The following is a 17,039-nucleotide window of genomic DNA, read 5'->3' on the forward strand; positions in this document are numbered from 1 at the left end:
AATTACAATTTTTTATCGGGGGGAGGAGTCAATCGCCAGCGCACTAAAAAACTATCAATACTTTCTAAACATTCCAAGTCATCTTTAGGTAAATAAGAATCTTTTAACAAAAAAGAAAAAGCCTGCTGAAACTCTTGACTATCAGCTTGAATTGGACTAGCAAAATGACAAGGAATAACCTGTTTAATCGGCCATTGGCAAATTCGCTCAACCCATTGACTAACCTCGTCAGTAGTGCGATTAAGAATCAAAGTTTGCAAAATTGGCGCGACTATTAACCTCCCCTCGCGACGCAAATTTAAAAAAGTCCTTTGCCAATCATCACCCCATTGAAAAGGGAATAAACCAAAATAGGCTTTTTTACTCCTTTCCTTAGCATTAAAAGCATCTCTAAACACCTTAATCCAATTGGGAACAGCTAAAACAGGAGGTTGAAAATAAAGAGCAAAAAGACAAATTCTTTGCCAACCCCGACGGCGATTTTCTGGGGTATCCTCTACCAGATCCTTAGCACTATTTTTAGCGTGAAACAGCAGCGGATAGGGGTCTAATTCTAAAATAGCAGGAGGATTTTCTGGGATAGAAATAATGCCATCAGTCAGCAGCAGAGTTTGAGAGTAGTGATGAAAAAAAGCCACTTCCGAGAAGTATCCCACATTCAGATCAATTGCGGGTAAAATTTCATAACTAAAATCTTTTCCGAAAGGAGTGGTTGCCGAGTCAGCAGGTAAAATTTCCGTTCGTTTTGCCGGTAAACCCAACCAACTCAAAGGTAAATTAAGAGGAAAACTCCATTGATTAGGAGCAACATAAACTATAGCCTTAGGAAAATAACGGGCAAAAGGACCAACAAAAACCTTATGTTCAATCCCAGAAATCGTAGGCAAAATAATATATTTAACTTCCCCGTGTTCACTTTCCAACTCACGCATTAAGCGAATACATTCCGGAGTCGGGGCCACAGGTGCATAAACAAATAAACCCCCGGATGCTAACCTAATTACCGTCATGCGAATCGGCACAACCACATAGAAAATACCCTGCAATTGCTCAAATGTCCAGAGCGTATCTTTCACCACTTCTTGGCGAATTGTCCGTCTTTGACCGTAGGGATAAAGTGGTACAATTGGCCAGAAAGGCCATGATAAGTCTTGCGGGGTTATTGCGGCTTTTGTCATCGTCTGATTCTATCGCTGAAAATCTCTATTTTAGTTATCATAAACCCTTCTAATCCCCATGACTGATAAACTGCCCATTGATTCTTTGGTCAATACTTGGAATAGTCTCACGGGGGAAGTGATGAAAAGACTCCCCATCGACCAGTTGACTAATACTGTCCTGCAATGGTTTAGTGTTAGTGACACTCAAGTGGCGGAAATTTTAGAAAAAGTCCGTCAAGAATTGCCCACCACCGAGGCGCTGTTAATCGGCAAACCGCAAACGGGAAAAAGTTCGATTATTCGGGGAATAACGGGAGTTTCGGCGGAAATCGTCGGGCAAGGTTTCCGTCCCCATACCCAAAACACCCAGCGCTACACCTACCCCGCAGAAGACTTACCCCTGTTGATTTTTACCGATACGGTGGGGTTAGGGGATGCCTATCAACACACAGACACGGTAATCGCGGAATTATTAGCAGATTTAGCCGAAAACACGGGACGCGCCCAAGTTTTTATCGTGACGGTAAAAATTGATGATTTTGCCACCGATAGCCTTCTGGAAATTACCAAACAACTGCGGCAAAAATATCCTAAAATACCCTGTTTACTGGCTGTCACCTGTCTTCATCAGCTTTATCCTCCTAATACCGTTGATCATCCCCCCTATCCTCCCGATTTCGAGGATATCAATCGCGCCTATCAAGAAATTAAAGAAACTTTTAAGGATTTATATGACAATTCTGTGCTAATAGATTTTACCCTAGAGGAAGACGATTATAACCCCGTTTTTTACGGTTTAGAGGCATTTAGAGACAATTTAGCCGATTTATTGCCAAAAGCCGAAGCTAACACCATCCACCAACTTTTAGATCGGGAAACCAGCAATAAATTAGGCAATCTCTATCGGGACGTGGCCCGACGCTATATGTTAGCCTTTTCCGTCATAGCGGCAACCTTGGCGGCGATTCCCTTACCCTTAGCGACTATGCCCGTGTTAACCGCCCTACAAGTGTCAATGGTGGGGGTTTTAGGTAAATTATACGGTCAAGTCTTAACCCCATCCCAAGCCGGCGGAGTCGTCAGTGCGATCGCTGGCGGCTTTTTGGCCCAGGCCATCGGTCGGGAATTGGTGAAATTTATCCCCGGTTTTGGCAGTGTTATCGCCGCTTCTTGGTCCGCTGCCTATACCTGGGCCCTAGGAGAGGGCGCTTGTGTCTATTTTGGCGATTTAATGGGGGGTAAAAAACCCGATCCTAAGAGGATTCAAAGGGTGATGAAAGAGGCTTTTTCTGCTGCCCAAGAAAGATTTAAAAATGTCGCTACGGGAGGAGATAATTAGGGTTTGCGGCAAAAAGTTTTTCGTGGGGATAGGGTGTGGCCCCCCAACCCCCCCGACATCGGGGGGGCAGGTGGGGTGTAGGGTTTTACCGATTTTGAGGGGGTCAATTACCTAATTTTCAGGGAAAAAGTCCTGGGATTTTACCCCCGATCACTCCAATGGTTGGCACTTTTTGAGGGAAAAAAAGTCTAAAAGTCTTACCCAACAAGGTTTTTAGATTTATTCAGCAAACCCTAATTGAGCTTAGAAATATCAAAAGAATTTTCTTTTTTTGACCAGATTCTTGTAGTGCTGTAGAGCATATTCTGCATCTGATAAACGCAAATCTACTTCAAGATTGCCGAAAAATGTCATGGTAGTATGTTCCTGAGCTTGAGAGGCAGCTCGTATAACTTTCTCAAGTTTTGCAGATATTATTGAAGCTTTTTGCAATAATTCTAGCTTTCTAAAATAAATGTGAATTATGAATGGTTGCGAAACAGCGCTAGTTATTGGAATAATTCTAATAAATGTAGTTATTTTTGTAGAAAGTAACCAATAAAAACCCACCATCGTCCCAGCAAATGCTAACAGCAACGACAGCAACGACAGCAACCATAAAAAATCTAAGTTTCTTTGCTGCCTATCTATTTGTTCGCATATATTAAGAAGCTTCTCAGAGTATTCATTTAACAAAGAGATAATCAGCTTTCTGTCTTCCTCATCAAGAATAGCCATTAGCTTACTTCTCCTAAACGCTCAATGAGATTTGAAAAAGAGACTCGATCGCATTAAGAAAATACCTAAAATTGGCAACTTTTAATCTTTGATCATAACCTTGGGTAGTTGGTATCAGTAACTCATTATCTCCTGAAAGAAAGTTTTCCATTACTAATGAGGTAGAGCGATATTCATGAATAAAATTGTTTGCTCCTCGCTTATTACGAATATTTTGGATAAGTTGTTCATAGGCTCCCTCAACATAGTGTTTATTAACCTCTAACCTGTTGTTCCACCATAGATCCTGCTTGCTAACTAAAGTAATTACTATGGTTTTTCTTTGATCAGCAATTGATAAATGTGGCTCTATTCTTCTTAAAACATCTAACTCTCGATTACGACAAACTGCCGCATATTCTCTTAGAAACTCCTCTAAAGTCATACCACTTTGATACAGCCGGTGCTGAGTATAGCTAAACTCTCCAAAGGAGTGATAACCCCATGACACCACATGAATAATTAGCTTAATTTTTCCACCGACCAAAGTTCTTAAAAGATCATCCCAAGTATCTTCTCGACGCTTTTGGCCAGGAGCAACTATTACTGAGCCAATCTTATTACTTTCCAGCTTGTACTGTTCAATTGATATTGACTCTTGATAAGTTTGCAGGAGACCGCTTAACTCAAACTCACCCGATAATAGCTTACCGAGGGTGCTTTTACCCGTGCCACCAGCACCAAAAATTGCAATTTTTAATTCTCCATTCTTCAATAAATTAAAAATTCTCTTAAATGTGGGAAATAGTTTCTCCGAAATCTCAATTACGCCTACACCTGTACCAATTGCCTCAATGGTTTCAACAAACATAATTGACTTCCATAGGGTTACTAAATTAGTTTAACTTAATTGATCAACTTTGGTGATTGTATGATACTGCCAGCCCTAATCTGAATTGGGACATATTGCAATATTTCTGTCTAACCAAATTGATCTGATCCAGAATTACACACCCAGTATAACAGACTGAAGAAATCTTCGGCTATCAGAAACGAGAATAATAGCGATCGCATCTGTTCAGTCCGAAGTCTGACTCCTCACCTAACGGTCTAATGTATCAGACTTATCTGAAATGACTATAACTTTTGGATAGGATGCACAATTAGCATTCATATCTTGATTCAGCAACGCCTAAAACTGTTAGAATGGGTCAAGTCAATTAACTAGAGGCCCTATGTTAGCTCTAACCTATCCACACATAGAAAAAAGTGACGACCAACCCGCACATTTACAAAGATTACCGCGTATCCGCGTTGCTCAAATTGTCATGGACTACATCGCCTATGGTTGGTCGGTAGAAGAAATCTGTCGTCAACACCTTTATTTAACCCTAGCCGAAGCTCATGCAGCCATGGGTTACTATTTTGACCATCAAGAAGAAATTGACCAAGAAATCACCCTGGAATGGCAACAAGTACAAGAAAATATGACTAATCAAGCTGCTAAGTCGCCTTTTTATACCCACAGTTAAAAACGAAAGGAAAAAGGCAGTAAATCCGAGAGATTAAAACAATAATTTTGCTGGGTTCCACAGACAATAATCTCTGCTTGCGGTGCTAATTCGGCTATCCATTGACGACAGGCTCCGCAGGGAGTTAACTGACTAATATCATCCTTGTTCACCCCATCGATACAGGCTATAGCGATCGCCCGTACTTCTCGATCGCCCGCTGCGATTATTTGCGCTAAAGTTGCCCTTTCCGCGCATAAACTCAAGCCATAACTAGCGTTCTCCACATTAGTACCAGCATAAATCTTTTTATCTGTCAAGACCGCCGCCCCCACCCGAAAACAGGAATAGGGAGAATAGGAAAGTTTCGCCACTTCCCGAGCAGTGTCACAGAGTTGTTGTCTTTCTTGGTCAGATAGGGTCATCGGCTGCCGATAGCAGGAATTGGGGAATTGGGGAAGTGGGGTGTAGGGTGTAGGGTGTAGGGTGTGGGGAGTTTTCTCAGTGAACTGATAACTGATAACTGACTCCTAACCCAATGGTAGATGTTGGATTGTTGCAGGAGTTCTATTTTCCGACAAAGATAAGCAAAAATTATTTATTGACTGCAAAAACTTGAGAATATTTAAATTAACATTCCGCAATATTTATAAATTCTTAAGAATTAATTGAGAAAGATTTTTATTTAACAACGATGTTATCAAGGTTACAGCGATTTGATAGAATTTCATAATGGGTTTTTCTGTGCTTTTTTGGGCAGCAATGGTTGAAACCCTTGCCAGACCTAGAAGGTGATCCTAATTAAGACGGGTAAATCAGTCAATTTCACCCACAACGATGATCTTTTTTTTATGTAGTTTTATTGCAAAAAAAAAGTTTTTTTGACAAAAAGCACAAAGTATGATACTCCCCCAACGTATTTCTGGCTGCGAGTAATTATTGTAGAGAGGGGAGAAAAAAGCCGAATACCGACCCCTAACCCCATCAACAAACTTTTTCAGCCAACCCTAACTTATCACTTAACATTTCCCTGACGATTTTAGCGGTAGCGGGGGCCAATAAAACCCCGTTGCGGTAGTGTCCCGTGGCCAGAATAACGTTATCGTATCCGGGCAAATATTCGATGATGGGAGCGGATTTTTTCTCCGGTCGCGGTCGCTTACCGGACCAAGTACGCACGATCGCACCCGCGGCCAAAGAGGGACAAAAAGCGATCGCTTTTTGATACACTTGTTCTAATAGGGCAGTATCGGCGATAATTTCGCCCTTTTCGTCCATAAATTCCACCGTTGCTCCAATCCAGTATTCTGCTCCAGCCAAAGGCAGAATATGCAGGTCATTTCCCGTTAAAATCGGCTTAAAATCGGAACTTTCTAGGGGTTGCGTCAATTTTATCTGCAAAGCTTGCCCTAAAACCGGTCGGATCTCCACTGGATGGGTAAGAGTTTCGGTTAAAGCAGTGGAACCAATTCCCGCACAAAGAATCAAAAAGTCAGTTTCCTCTATACCATTGGAACTATAAACCTGGGTGCATTGCCTCAAATTAGAGCCTTGAAGCTCTGTCTTCCCGAAATTTTCAACTTTTACCCCAAATTGAAATTTAACCCCCCTTCTTGCCGCAGCAGAGACGAGAGCCTCCGTGAGCAGGACTGGATTAATTTGACGATCACTGGGAGAATAGATAGCACCCTGGAGATGCTCCCCAGCCACCTGGGGACATTTTTGCTTTAAAGTCTCTTTATCCCAGATTTCTAGACAATATCCCTGTTCTTGGCGGATTTGGGCTAACTTGCGCCAATTTTCTTCGTCTTCGGCACTCGATCGCAGTAGGACAATACCATCACGGTTACAGGGAATAGTCAGTCCGGTGAGGGATTCTAGCTCAGGAAGGAGGGTTTCGTAACGTTTTAAACTTTCTTGCCGCAGTTTCCAGGCTCTACCTTTAGTTTTATGGCTGATAATCCCCATTAAAATCCCTAAAGCTGCCCCGGTTGCTCCTTGTCCCGGTTTTTTTTCATCGATGAGGGTAATTTCTAATCCTTTGATGGCGCTTAATTCGTAGGCAATGGTGGCCCCCACTATCCCCGCACCGATGATGACAATTTTAGTCATAAGACCTCTTGCAAAAATCAAAAATCTTCCTTTAGGTGAGGAGTCAGGAGCCAGTAGCCGGTCGTCAGGAGAATTAAGAATGAGCATTAATCAATTAAATGCTCTATTTAGGGATTTTACGCAATTTTATGTCTATTTTTCTCATTTTTGCACTCTCAAAAATTAATTATGCAAGAACTCTATAAACTCCAGAGGCTATTTTTCCAGTGGGAATAGGACTAAAAAGGGGTTGAGGCTGCATCTCACATTTGCAGAAATACGGACAATCAGCAATTATCAGTGACTTTTAAATTATTACAAATATATCAGCAGCTGCGTGTAAGCATCCCACCGAAAAACTAATGCGCGGGGGGTTTGGGGGGTAGAACCCCCCAAAGACTTGGATTGAGTGATAAAATCGGAAGTAATTACCAATTTTAGAAGACAGTTTGCATTTAAAAATCCCAACTCAACAGATTGACAAAAATGAGATGCACCCAGGGTTGAACAGGTTTCAACCCTGATAATTAATTACAGAACCCGGAAAATAAAAGGATAACGGAAAACCTTATAAGCATCTTTCCAGACTTGCAGGATAGCAAGAATAGGGAGAACAATATTCACCACAGCAAGAATCGGTAAGAGCAAATAACCGATTAAAACCCAAACCAGAATCCCAGCAATTAGGTAGTATAACCACATATTCAGGTGAAAGTTTAAAGCTTCTTTGGCGTTTTCCTTCACCGTTTCATCATCAGAAATGAAATAAATAGCTAAGGGAATCCCCACCGATACCAGCGTAGCACTCAAAAAGATCGAAGCATGACAAGCCACGGATAGGAGTCTTTTTTTGGTTAAATCTTCACTCATGACCATCGGGTTTATCCCCCTAAAATTGGCGGAGAAAGCGGATATCGCTATTATAACAACGGCGAATATCGTCTATCTCATGTAATACCATAGCAAATCTTTCCACACCAAAACCAGCAGCAAAACCCGTATAGATTTGGGGGTCATAACCGACTGCTTTTAAGACATTGGGATCCACCATACCACAGCCCATCACCTCCAACCATTTGCCTTTCCACTGCACATCTACCTCGGCCGAGGGTTCGGTAAAAGGGAAGTAGGAAGCGCGGAATTTAACTGGTAAATCGGCCCCAAACATTTGCTTAAGAAATTCTTTAATTGTTCCTTTCAAATCCGTAAAGGTTAATCCCCGGTCCACCGCTAATAATTCCACTTGATGGAAAACCGCGGAATGGGTTGCATCCACGGTATCGCGACGATAAACGCGGCCCGGGGCCACAATCCGAATCGGGGGTTCGTGACTTTCCATGTAGCGAATCTGCACCGGGGAGGTATGGGTCCGCAATAAACGACCATCCCTCAAGAAAAAAGTATCCTGCATATCCCGGGCCGGATGGTCAGCAGGGATATTTAAAGCCTCAAAATTATAATAATCGCTTTCTACCTGCGGCCCGGTGGCGATGCTGTAACCCAGACCGACGAAAATATCGATCATGCGATCAACTGTGCTATTTAAGGGGTGAATTCGCCCTAAAGGACGGCTCAGAGCAGGTAGGGTGACATCGAGGGTTTCCGCCGCTAATTTCGCCTTAATTTGGGCATTCTGGAGACTTTCTCGCCGGGATTCCAGCAGCGATTGTACTAATTCTTTGACCTCATTGGCGATCGCACCGAGGCGCGGTCTCTCTTCAGGGGTTAATTTGCCCATTTCGCGTAAAATCTGCGATAATTCTCCTTTTTTACCGAGATAATTCACCCTTAGCTGTTCTAAGTCTTCTAGGGTTGTTGTTTGTTCGATGGAATTTTCCGCTTTCGCTGCCAGGGTTTTTAGGGCAGTTTCGATCGGATGGGGGGATAAACTCATAATTAGGGCATTTTATAGGGCAGCATTCTAGTCTAGTTTATCTGCTCCCGTGGCGAGACAGGCAGAATCGATCAAAGCTAATAGCTATGTGCTAGGATGGAAGTTGAGAATAAAAGTCGGCACTGCGGCTCGTTGTCAGTATTAATGGTCAAAGCGTTTCTGTTTAGTATTGGTTCAGCTAGTTCCCGAAATCTTGGTTCTCTACAAATCTGTTGTTTTTATCTGTGCAAGGATAGGTTTTATGTCAATTTATGTTGGTAATCTCCCCTTCGAGGTTGACCAAGACGACGTGGTTGAGGTTTTTAAGGAATATGGTGAGATCAAGCGCGTTCACTTTCCCATGGATCGGGAAACGAAAAGAAAACGCGGGTTCGCTTTCGTGGAAATGGAAACCCCAGAGCAAGAAGCGAAGGCTATTGCCGCTCTTGACGGCGCCCAATGGATGGGACGGGAATTAAAAGTCAATCAAGCTCGTGAAAGAGAACCCAAACCTTCCTTCGGTGGTGGCAATCGCAATCGAGATCGTCGCTACTAATCCCCGATCGTAACCATTCTAGGTTATCGGAAATTTGGGTTGAAAACCCCATTCTTTTAGGCCAGCTTTGTGCCAGAATAGCTCCAGGTTGCCAACCGTGAGAACGTGAGGAAGCAGGTTAAACTTCCTACTCCGTCATCTCAAAATTTCCGACAGTCAATGGTGTTCAATAAATCTGTTGTTTTTATCTGTGCGAGGATAGGTTTTATGTCAATTTATGTTGGTAATCTCTCCTTGGAGGTTGTCGAAGAAGACTTAAAGGAGCTTTTTAGCGAATATGGTTCAGTCAGGTACGTTGACATTCCCACGGATCGGGCAACGGGAAAAAAACGCGGGTTCGCTTTCGTGGAAATGGGAACCCCAGATGAAGAAGCGAGTGCTATAGGCTCTCTTGACGGCGCCGAATTCAAGGGACGGCAATTAAGAGTCAATCAATCTCGTCCAAGAGGTCCCAATGATCGTCGCTTCTAGGCTATGATTACCGAAAAATTGGGTTTAAAGCCTCACCCTTTTAGGGCGACTTTATTATGATGTATGCTATTAGGAATAGCGGGCAGGGTAAGCAACCGCTTAAAAAACCCAGTCATCGCCGGATGAACGCACCGTTCGGCTGAGCTCACGGCCGAAGCCTTGAAAACTAGAGTTATGGGGTTCTATAATCGTAGGGCATACGAGAACAGGCTTCTGTAAGGTCGCGAAAGTCTGAGGAGAGAACCACCTCTGGGTGAGATTTCGCCAGGAATCTAATTCAAGTGGACTCGTTGAGCCAGAAATTCTCAGCAGTGATGCTAGAAGAATCCACGTCCGTTTACGGCGTGGGGTATGTCAATTAACTTCTTTTCATTGTCAATGGGGGAAGCGATCGCTCGTTTCCCCGCTTATCTATCTAATATCCCAAGGAGATTCTTGTGGCTAAACGTCGTAATTTGAAAAAAGAAAAAGCGGAACGCAACCGTGCCTACGCTCGTCAATTCCGGGCTGCCTCTAATCGTACCACCACCAGAGGAGGTAGAGGCGGTTATTCCAGCGATCAAAGACAATCTTCGGAAAATGAAGGGGCAGCCGATACCTAATCTGCTGACTTAGTTAATCTAGCAATAAAAGCCATAGCTTCGCTTTTATTGCTGACCATTCCATCTAAAGTCGCCCCCAACACCGCCGCAAGTAACGATTTAAACTGGGGACCCGGTTGATAACCCAAAGCTTTTAGGTCATTGCCGTCGATAGGAGCCTCAATCTGCGACCATTTAGTTAAATATTGCCAGATTAAACCCCGAATCCTAGTCTCACTCCTCACCGCCACCAATAACAAACTAGGAACCTGATAACCATTGAAAAAGCTGACAATTTGACTAACGGGTCGATCATAAGCAAAATTATTGCTAATCTCCTTTTCCATAACTTCTAGTTTTTGTAAACGCTCCACAGTATCTTTGGGCAATTGTAAATTATTAGCGATCGCTATTCTTTCCCCCACAGCCAGAGAAGCGATTAATAATTCCAACCGCATTAACCAAGCATTCACCGGCAATTCCAGACTTAAACAATCTAACCAACGACTGAGACAGCGCAATTGTCGCCATAAAGCCCGATTTAAACTTAAATCCCCGTGTAAACAGTGCAAAGCCCCCAAATCGGCCAACTTTTCTAAGGCACTTTCCCAGTAATCCGCCTCTAAAATATAATTCAACTCCGCTTTTAAACGGGACTGTAAAGCGGGTGCATTCTGATTTTGTTGCCGTGAGCGATCATAAACTCCACTTTCGATCGCATACCTAATATAGCTTTCTGTCAAGGGTTCAATAACAAATCCTAACCGAGTGGCAAAACGCACCGCTCGATAGATGCGCGTCGGATCCTCAATAAAACTATTAGCGTGGAGAACCCGGATTTCTTGGGCGCGTAAATCCAACATACCGCCAAAAAAGTCGAGTAATTCCCCCTCTTTCGGCGAAGTTAGGCGAATTGCCAGAGCATTAATTGTAAAATCCCTTCTATACAAATCCTGTCGAATCGAACTAGCCTCCACTTGGGGATTACTGGCGGGATAGGGATAGAATTCCGTGCGTGCCGTGGCGATATCCACCCATAACGAGCCAAAACGCTCATCTTTGTGCCATAACAAAGCCGCCGTCTGAAATTCCCCGTGAATCGATAACCGGGCCCCCGGATAAATTTCGCGTAAACAATTAGCCAATTCTACCCCCGCACCCACACCGGCGGCACGATGGCAGCCATCCACCACTAAATCGATATCCTGTAACAGTAAAGTATCCCTTTCTGTGGCTAACAATAAATCCCGCACTGCACCCCCAACCAGATAGAGATGCCAACCGCGTTTTTGAGCGGCAGCGGCGGCAGCTTGCAGAAATGACCATAAAATCGACTCTAAACGCTCTTTAATCGTCGGTAAAAGACAGGAAACCAAAGCAACCCCTTCAAAACGCACCCGCTCATTTTGATGAATCTGTCTTAATACATCTGTACGAGTGACGATACCGACTAACTGCCCGTTTTCTAGTACAGGTAAACGCCCTAAATCATACGTTACCATCAGCGACTCGATTTCCTGAAGGGAAGTGTCGGGGGTAATAGTTTTCGGATTACAAGTCATGTATCCCTTCACGGGAGAGCGAGAAAAGCCGTGATGGAGAGCTAAATCGAGGTCACGACGAGAAATCACCCCAACTAAGCGATCCTGCTCATCTACCACCGATAACCCCGAATGGCCGTAACGGAAAAGGATGCGCTCGGCTTGAGATATGGAAGTATCGGGACGAATTGTCCGCACCGGAGAAGACATTAAATCCCTAGCAGTGGGAGAAGGAGGAATTTGAGCAATTAAGTCCCCCAGTAGTTGGTTTAACTGTTGAACTGGCTGAACATCGCGAAAACTCACCGAAGCGGCCTGAGCATGACCACCGCCGTTATAGGGGGAAAAAAGCTGATATAGATTCACTCCATCGATTCTAGAGCGACCGATCACGGTTAAACGCTGTCGGGAATTATCTTCCTCGTCTTTACTATAACTATGCCCAAAAAGTAGCGCATCACTATCGGATAATTCCAGTAGGCGCTCGGCCACACTAGACAAACCGGGGATAAAATCGGCAGTATGGAGGAGAACGTGGGCGATTTTACGGTCATGGATCGTTTTAATCTCTAGATTTTCCCAAGCAAGGCTAAATAACTCCTGTAAGCGCGGGGAAAAACTCGGTTGACAGTATTGGGCGATCGTTTTAATGTTAGCAGCACAGGTCATTAACCAAGCCAAAGCATAGGCATCCCTGGGGGTACTACCGGCAAAAGTCAGGGAACCCGTGTCAACATGAATACCGAGCGCCATTACCGTCGCTGCCATCGAGTTTGGTTTAATCTGGGCTTTTTGTAAAGCTTCAACAATTAAAGTCGTGGTGGCTCCCACCGCTTCTAAATGGACGCTAGAGGCATGAATATCGCTTTCACTATCCAAATGATGATCATACAATTCGATCGCCTGTAAATGCCCTAAATCGAGCCACTGGGAAGCTTTTCCCAGACGCTCCCGCCACTGATTATCAACGATAATTAAAGAGCGAATACGGTTCAGATTGACACTACGCATTTCAATTAAAGCAAATTCATCCCGATGCAGGGCTAAAAATTCCCTCACTGTCGGGTGCGCTCCCCCCGTTAACACAATGCGACTACCCGCTTTCAGCAACGATAAACCCACCGCTGCCCCCAAAGCGTCAAAATCCGCCGTTTGATGACATAAAATTAAATCCATAGTTTTTTTGAGGTTTTAGGGGTTGGGGGCTTTTCAGTAAAAAGTAATCAGTAATCAGCTTTTTTCTCCCCACTCCCCCACATTTCCATTAAGTAACAAAATTTGGTAGGGTACTATATCAGGGAGAATTATCTAATATCAAGTGTTTTAGGAGAACCCAATCATGTCTATTGTCTTTCAATTTTTTCTCATTGCCCTAGTTTTATTTTCCTTGCTGATGGTTATTGGTGTCCCCGTTGCCTATGCTTCCCCCCAAAACTGGGATCAATCGAAACCCCTTCTTTATGTGGGTTCGGCAATTTGGGCGATTTTAGTCGTTGCCGTCGCTATTTTAAACTTTTTAGTGATTTAGTCTTGTTCAGGAGACGGGAGACTCCGAGACAGGAGACTATTTTTATTGATTCTCCCCACTCCCATCTCCCCACTCCCATCTCCCCACTCCCCACTCCCCAACCCCTATCCCCTTCCACCTATGACTGTTTTTGAGGGAAATTTTACCGAGGATATATCCTCTTGGCACTTTGCGATCGTGATTGGTCGTTTTAATGATCTCGTCACTGATAAACTGTTATCAGGCTGTCAAGACTGTCTCAAGCGTCACGGGGTTGATGTTAATCCCGATGGCACACAAGTGGATTATATCTGGGTACCCGGTAGCTTTGAAGTGCCAATGGTAGCCCGTCAAGTCGCCCTTTCCCACCGTTACGATGCCGTTATTTGTTTAGGGGCAATTATTCGCGGCCAAACGCCCCATTTTGATTACGTTGCCGCCGAGGCTGCTAAGGGCATCGCTGCGGCCTCTTTTCAGACAGGTGTTCCCGTTGTCTTCGGTATTCTCACCACTGATACTCTACAACAGGCCCTCGAACGGGCCGGGATTAAAAGTAATTTGGGCTGGAATTATGGCCTATCTGCCCTAGAAATGGCTAGTCTCATGCGTCAATTGCGCCCCCGGGATGAAGATAAACCCCTAGAATTATTGGAAAATAATCCCCCACAGGCACTGATAGAAGGCTAAGAAAATTCCCCGAGAATTTAGGGTTTTAGGTGTCCCCACTCCCCCGGAGTTCCACTGATGAGCGAAGCTGAACAGAACAAATATATTAACCAACTCAGAGGGCAATTAGTCAACGCTGTCGAGAGAATCAAGACTCTGGAATTAGATTTAGAACCAGAGGGGCGGATTACGGCAGCTTTTGAGGCTATGGAACGCCATATCGCTGAAAAATTCGCCGCCATTGACAAGCACTTTGATCGCTTGGAACATCAGTTCAACCGACTACAGGCTAAGATAGAAGTGGTTCTCGAAGCTATTACGGGTTTGGGGGATTTGCCAGAAAATGAATCATTGTCAAAAAATGCTCCAAACTACTTGACAAATGCTCTGAGATTTGGCACACTTATAGAAGTGTAAAAAAACTGCTTGCGGGCATAGCTCAGTGGTAGAGCGTCACCTTGCCAAGGTGAATGTCGCGCGTTCGAATCGCGTTGCCCGCTTGGGAAAATCTTAAAATAGACCTTAAGATTGGGGTGAATAATTTAGAGGTATCCCTTAAGATGGGAATTATCCGTGAGCAATAGGGTTGAGGATTTTGGGCAACCATTGAATCCCTGAGCTATTGACCACGAGCGACTAAAAACAACCGTTTATAAACAAAATTTAGCTTGTGCGACCGCATAAATATACCAAAATCGACCTACACCAAGACTATCCCTGTCCCTGTCGTCGGAAAGGGACATTATGCCCAATTTTATTGACCGATGCCTTTGGTTGTGATCGCTGTCAACAAATATTTGTGCTACAGGAAAACGGTCAAATTATCGAACAATTAGCCTCCCACTATCCCTATAAACGCACTTGGCGCTGGACGGGATTTCGTTGGGTGAGTACCAATCAGCGACTTGGACAAGAGGTATTACCCCTGATGGTGGGGATAATTCTGTTATTATCGATCGTTTGGCTACCCTTAATTTTAAAATCACCGCCCCTTCGACTTGGCTCAGGGCAAGCGGGGGTAAGCGTGATTTTTGGGGCAATTCTAGTTATGCTATTAGTTATTTTGCCCGCGTTCATCTTTTGGTTAGCCTATCGACGCTAGATAAGAATCTATGATCGAAAGTTCCTCCACCCCGCCCCTGACGATCTTTAAGCAAGCATACAATGCTTTTCTGGCTCTAGGTCAATTTAATGGCAATGAAAGAAATCGCGGAGTAATTGCGATCGCTAATGCCATTAAAACTGGCTTTGATCGTATTTTAGAAGCCAATACCCTCGATTTAGAAGTCAGTCGAGAGATGGCTGTCTCAGAACAAATGATTCGCTGGCTACGGTTAACTCCCGAACGTTTAGAGACGACGGTGGAGGTATTGCAACAACTAGCGGAAGCATCGGATCCGCTGCAACAGGTAATTAACGCAGCCTATCAACTCAATCCTTCCCAAACCTATTGCCAAAGGATGCCTTTAGGAGTGATTGCCTTCGTCTATGAAGGTTTTCCGGAATTAGCGATGGTAGCGGCGGGATTTTGCCTAAAAAGTGGCAATAGTTTGATTATTCGCGGTTCCAATGCCTCTAGTCATTCCGATGGGGTGATTACGGAAATCATCCAAGAAGCATTGGAAGATGTGGGTTTACCCGTGGATTGTGTGAGTGGTTTACCCTGTGATTCTAGTCCCTCCCTAGAGGAGTTGCTGACCCAAGAAAATTATGTTAATTTGATTATTCCCTACGGTCGCCCTAGTTTAATCGGTCGGGTGAGTCAATTGGCAACGGTTCCCGTTTTGCGTGCGGCCATGGGAAACTGTTATTTGTATTGGTCTCCTAGTGGCGATTTGGAGTTAGCTCGTCAGGTAATTATCGATAGTCATGGCAGCATACCGGATCCGGTTAACGCGATCGAAAAAGTTTTAATTAGTCCCCATCACAATTCTTCGACTTTAAGTCGTTTGTTTAAAAGTTTGCAGGAAAAAGGCTTTAAATTGCGGGGAGATACCCGATTAGCGGCGGATTTTCCGGAACATTTAACTATTGCTACCGATAATGATTGGCAAAGACCCTATTTAGAAAAAACGGTGGCCTTTAGGTTAGTGGATACCCTCACTGATGCGATCGCTTGGATTAATAAGTATAGTAGCGGTCATGCCGATTGTATTGTCACCGAATCCTATCGAGAAAGTCGTCAATTCGCCATGGAGTCCGATAGTGCTTTAGTTTATATCAATTCTTCACCCCGATTTGATCGCAATCCCAAACAGGGAGAATCGGTATTTTTGGGCATTTCCAACCAAAAAGGCCAGCGCCGGGGGTTAATCAACCTAGAAACCTTTACCACCCTTAAACAGGTAGTGCAAGGCTAGTTTTTTTCAGTGAACAGTGAACAGTGACCAATCACTAATCAATGATAACTGGTAACTTAGGGATCGAACTTGCCTCGACCGTGCTTTTTTAACAGCAACCGCCCCCATTATAGTGCCAAGTGGACTCGGTGATGAGGATATCTTGGGGAGAGAAACGAGCTAAGTTGCTCGCAGTTTTATCACAGACGGCCACTGGCAATCCTTTGGCTAAAATATGCCCTGCACCATCATCGAAAATTGCCTCCCTACCAGTATAAATAGCAGTTCTGCCCGTAAAAATACAGGCCCCATCTTCGGGAATAGCTAATTTAAAAGCAACGGAATCCAAACTTTCTAAGAGGAGCGGCTCGGCTAAATTATAACTCTGACAGTCCAGTAAACGATAGGGACGACGGGCCCGAATTTCTACCTGACCAAAACCAGCAGCGATCAACTGTTGAATATAATCATCGTAGGTCAAGGCCCCCGATAGACACATAGCCCTTAAACGCTGATCTTCTTGCAAATGTTCGGGAATTGGACGAGTGGCGATCGGATCGCTCATCAGTAGATCTCTTGCATAAGTCTAGACAAAATAGGATAAAATAGTCCAAGAGTTAAGATTGAAAGATGACTTACGAACAAGTAAAAACTTTAAAGCCAACAGAGTTCAAACGCTTGTGTGGCGTGTATCCAGATACATTTAAG

The 17,039-nt window shown here is 44.0% G+C and carries 17 protein-coding genes, 1 tRNA gene and 2 pseudogenes; 11 read left to right on the top strand and 9 right to left on the bottom strand.

The genetic code is table 11. The annotated features are described in order from the left end of the window. Positions 1–2: 2 nt before the first annotated feature. The gene (locus IM462_RS01395; protein WP_287703333.1) at positions 3–1,178 is read right to left on the bottom strand and encodes a DUF4336 domain-containing protein; all 1,176 of its coding nucleotides are present in this window, start codon (positions 1,176–1,178) and stop codon (positions 3–5) included. 58 nt (positions 1,179–1,236) lie between these two features. On the opposite strand from IM462_RS01395, the gene IM462_RS01400 reads away from it, so the two are divergent. Continuing rightward, complete coding sequence (locus IM462_RS01400) at positions 1,237–2,499, top strand: YcjF family protein (protein ID WP_287703335.1); 1,263 nt, start codon at positions 1,237–1,239, stop codon at positions 2,497–2,499. A gap of 252 nt (positions 2,500–2,751) precedes the next feature. Here IM462_RS01400 and IM462_RS01405 read toward each other — a convergent pair whose 3' ends face one another. Together IM462_RS01405 and IM462_RS01410 are read right to left on the bottom strand one after the other, a co-directional pair. Further along, entirely contained in the window at positions 2,752–3,216 is a 465-nt protein-coding gene (locus IM462_RS01405) for a hypothetical protein (protein WP_287703337.1), read from the bottom strand. A gap of 13 nt (positions 3,217–3,229) precedes the next feature. Then, positions 3,230–4,066, bottom strand: coding sequence for an ATP-binding cassette domain-containing protein (locus IM462_RS01410; protein WP_287703339.1), 837 nt, complete (start codon positions 4,064–4,066; stop codon positions 3,230–3,232). Between the two features lie 364 nt (positions 4,067–4,430). On the opposite strand from IM462_RS01410, the gene IM462_RS01415 reads away from it, so the two are divergent. Then, the gene (locus IM462_RS01415) at positions 4,431–4,727 is read left to right on the top strand and encodes a DUF433 domain-containing protein (RefSeq protein ID WP_061432135.1); all 297 of its coding nucleotides are present in this window, start codon (positions 4,431–4,433) and stop codon (positions 4,725–4,727) included. Here IM462_RS01415 and cdd read toward each other — a convergent pair. From cdd to pheS, 4 genes are all read right to left on the bottom strand, one after another. Continuing rightward, on the bottom strand, positions 4,724–5,131 hold the full coding sequence (gene cdd / locus IM462_RS01420; RefSeq protein ID WP_287703341.1) for a cytidine deaminase: 408 nt from the start codon (positions 5,129–5,131) through the stop codon (positions 4,724–4,726). The two genes, IM462_RS01415 and cdd, sit on opposite strands and share 4 nt — an antisense overlap. A 559-nt stretch (positions 5,132–5,690) precedes the next feature. Continuing rightward, positions 5,691–6,818 (bottom strand): NAD(P)/FAD-dependent oxidoreductase, encoded by a 1,128-nt coding sequence (locus IM462_RS01425; RefSeq protein WP_287703343.1) that lies wholly within the window; start codon positions 6,816–6,818, stop codon positions 5,691–5,693. A 510-nt stretch (positions 6,819–7,328) separates the two neighbouring features. Then, on the bottom strand, positions 7,329–7,673 hold the full coding sequence (locus IM462_RS01430) for a DUF4870 domain-containing protein (protein ID WP_287703345.1): 345 nt from the start codon (positions 7,671–7,673) through the stop codon (positions 7,329–7,331). A 13-nt stretch (positions 7,674–7,686) separates the two neighbouring features. Then, positions 7,687–8,691 carry a phenylalanine--tRNA ligase subunit alpha gene (gene pheS / locus IM462_RS01435; protein ID WP_287661838.1) on the bottom strand — a complete coding sequence of 335 codons (1,005 nt, stop codon included), beginning with the start codon at positions 8,689–8,691 and terminating at the stop codon, positions 7,687–7,689. Between the two features lie 241 nt (positions 8,692–8,932). On the opposite strand from pheS, the gene rbp (IM462_RS01440) reads away from it, so the two are divergent. The 3 genes from rbp (IM462_RS01440) to IM462_RS01450 all read left to right on the top strand — a co-directional run bounded on the left by rbp (IM462_RS01440) (position 8,933) and on the right by IM462_RS01450 (position 10,299). Then, positions 8,933–9,226, top strand: coding sequence for an RNA-binding regulator (gene rbp, locus IM462_RS01440; protein WP_104397937.1), 294 nt, complete (start codon positions 8,933–8,935; stop codon positions 9,224–9,226). 207 nt (positions 9,227–9,433) lie between these two features. Next, on the top strand, positions 9,434–9,697 hold the full coding sequence (gene rbp / locus IM462_RS01445) for an RNA-binding regulator (protein WP_287703347.1): 264 nt from the start codon (positions 9,434–9,436) through the stop codon (positions 9,695–9,697). Positions 9,698–10,134: 437 nt separating this feature from the next. Continuing rightward, positions 10,135–10,299, top strand: coding sequence for an Asl3888 family RNA-binding protein (locus tag IM462_RS01450; RefSeq protein ID WP_002733784.1), 165 nt, complete (start codon positions 10,135–10,137; stop codon positions 10,297–10,299). Here IM462_RS01450 and IM462_RS01455 read toward each other — a convergent pair. Beyond that, positions 10,296–12,995 carry a CBS domain-containing protein gene (locus IM462_RS01455; protein ID WP_287703349.1) on the bottom strand — a complete coding sequence of 900 codons (2,700 nt, stop codon included), beginning with the start codon at positions 12,993–12,995 and terminating at the stop codon, positions 10,296–10,298. The genes IM462_RS01450 and IM462_RS01455 overlap by 4 nt on opposite strands. 163 nt (positions 12,996–13,158) lie before the next feature. Here IM462_RS01455 and psbZ point away from each other — a divergent pair, with 163 nt between their 5' ends. The 6 genes and pseudogenes from psbZ (at position 13,159) to IM462_RS01485 (ending at position 16,352) form a co-directional block, all read left to right on the top strand. Then, positions 13,159–13,347 carry a photosystem II reaction center protein PsbZ gene (psbZ, locus tag IM462_RS01460; RefSeq protein WP_002732865.1) on the top strand — a complete coding sequence of 63 codons (189 nt, stop codon included), beginning with the start codon at positions 13,159–13,161 and terminating at the stop codon, positions 13,345–13,347. A gap of 120 nt (positions 13,348–13,467) precedes the next feature. Further along, the gene (gene ribH, locus IM462_RS01465) at positions 13,468–14,013 is read left to right on the top strand and encodes a 6,7-dimethyl-8-ribityllumazine synthase (protein ID WP_287703351.1); all 546 of its coding nucleotides are present in this window, start codon (positions 13,468–13,470) and stop codon (positions 14,011–14,013) included. Positions 14,014–14,070: 57 nt separating this feature from the next. Next, a pseudogene (locus tag IM462_RS01470) lies at positions 14,071–14,346 on the top strand (hypothetical protein); the annotation flags it as partial. 74 nt (positions 14,347–14,420) lie between these two features. Beyond that, positions 14,421–14,492 (top strand) — tRNA-Gly (locus IM462_RS01475). Positions 14,493–14,662: 170 nt separating this feature from the next. After that, entirely contained in the window at positions 14,663–15,094 is a 432-nt protein-coding gene (locus IM462_RS01480; protein ID WP_287703355.1) for a hypothetical protein, read from the top strand. Positions 15,095–15,104: 10 nt separating this feature from the next. Further along, the gene (locus IM462_RS01485; protein WP_287703357.1) at positions 15,105–16,352 is read left to right on the top strand and encodes a glutamate-5-semialdehyde dehydrogenase; all 1,248 of its coding nucleotides are present in this window, start codon (positions 15,105–15,107) and stop codon (positions 16,350–16,352) included. Positions 16,353–16,440: 88 nt separating this feature from the next. Here IM462_RS01485 and IM462_RS01490 read toward each other — a convergent pair. Next, positions 16,441–16,902, bottom strand: a pseudogene (locus IM462_RS01490) (arsenosugar biosynthesis arsenite methyltransferase ArsM); the annotation flags it as partial. Positions 16,903–17,039 lie beyond the last annotated feature (137 nt).

The organism is Microcystis sp. M144S2 (genome assembly GCF_020246065.1).
Lineage (GTDB): Bacteria > Cyanobacteriota > Cyanobacteriia > Cyanobacteriales > Microcystaceae > Microcystis > Microcystis ichthyoblabe_A.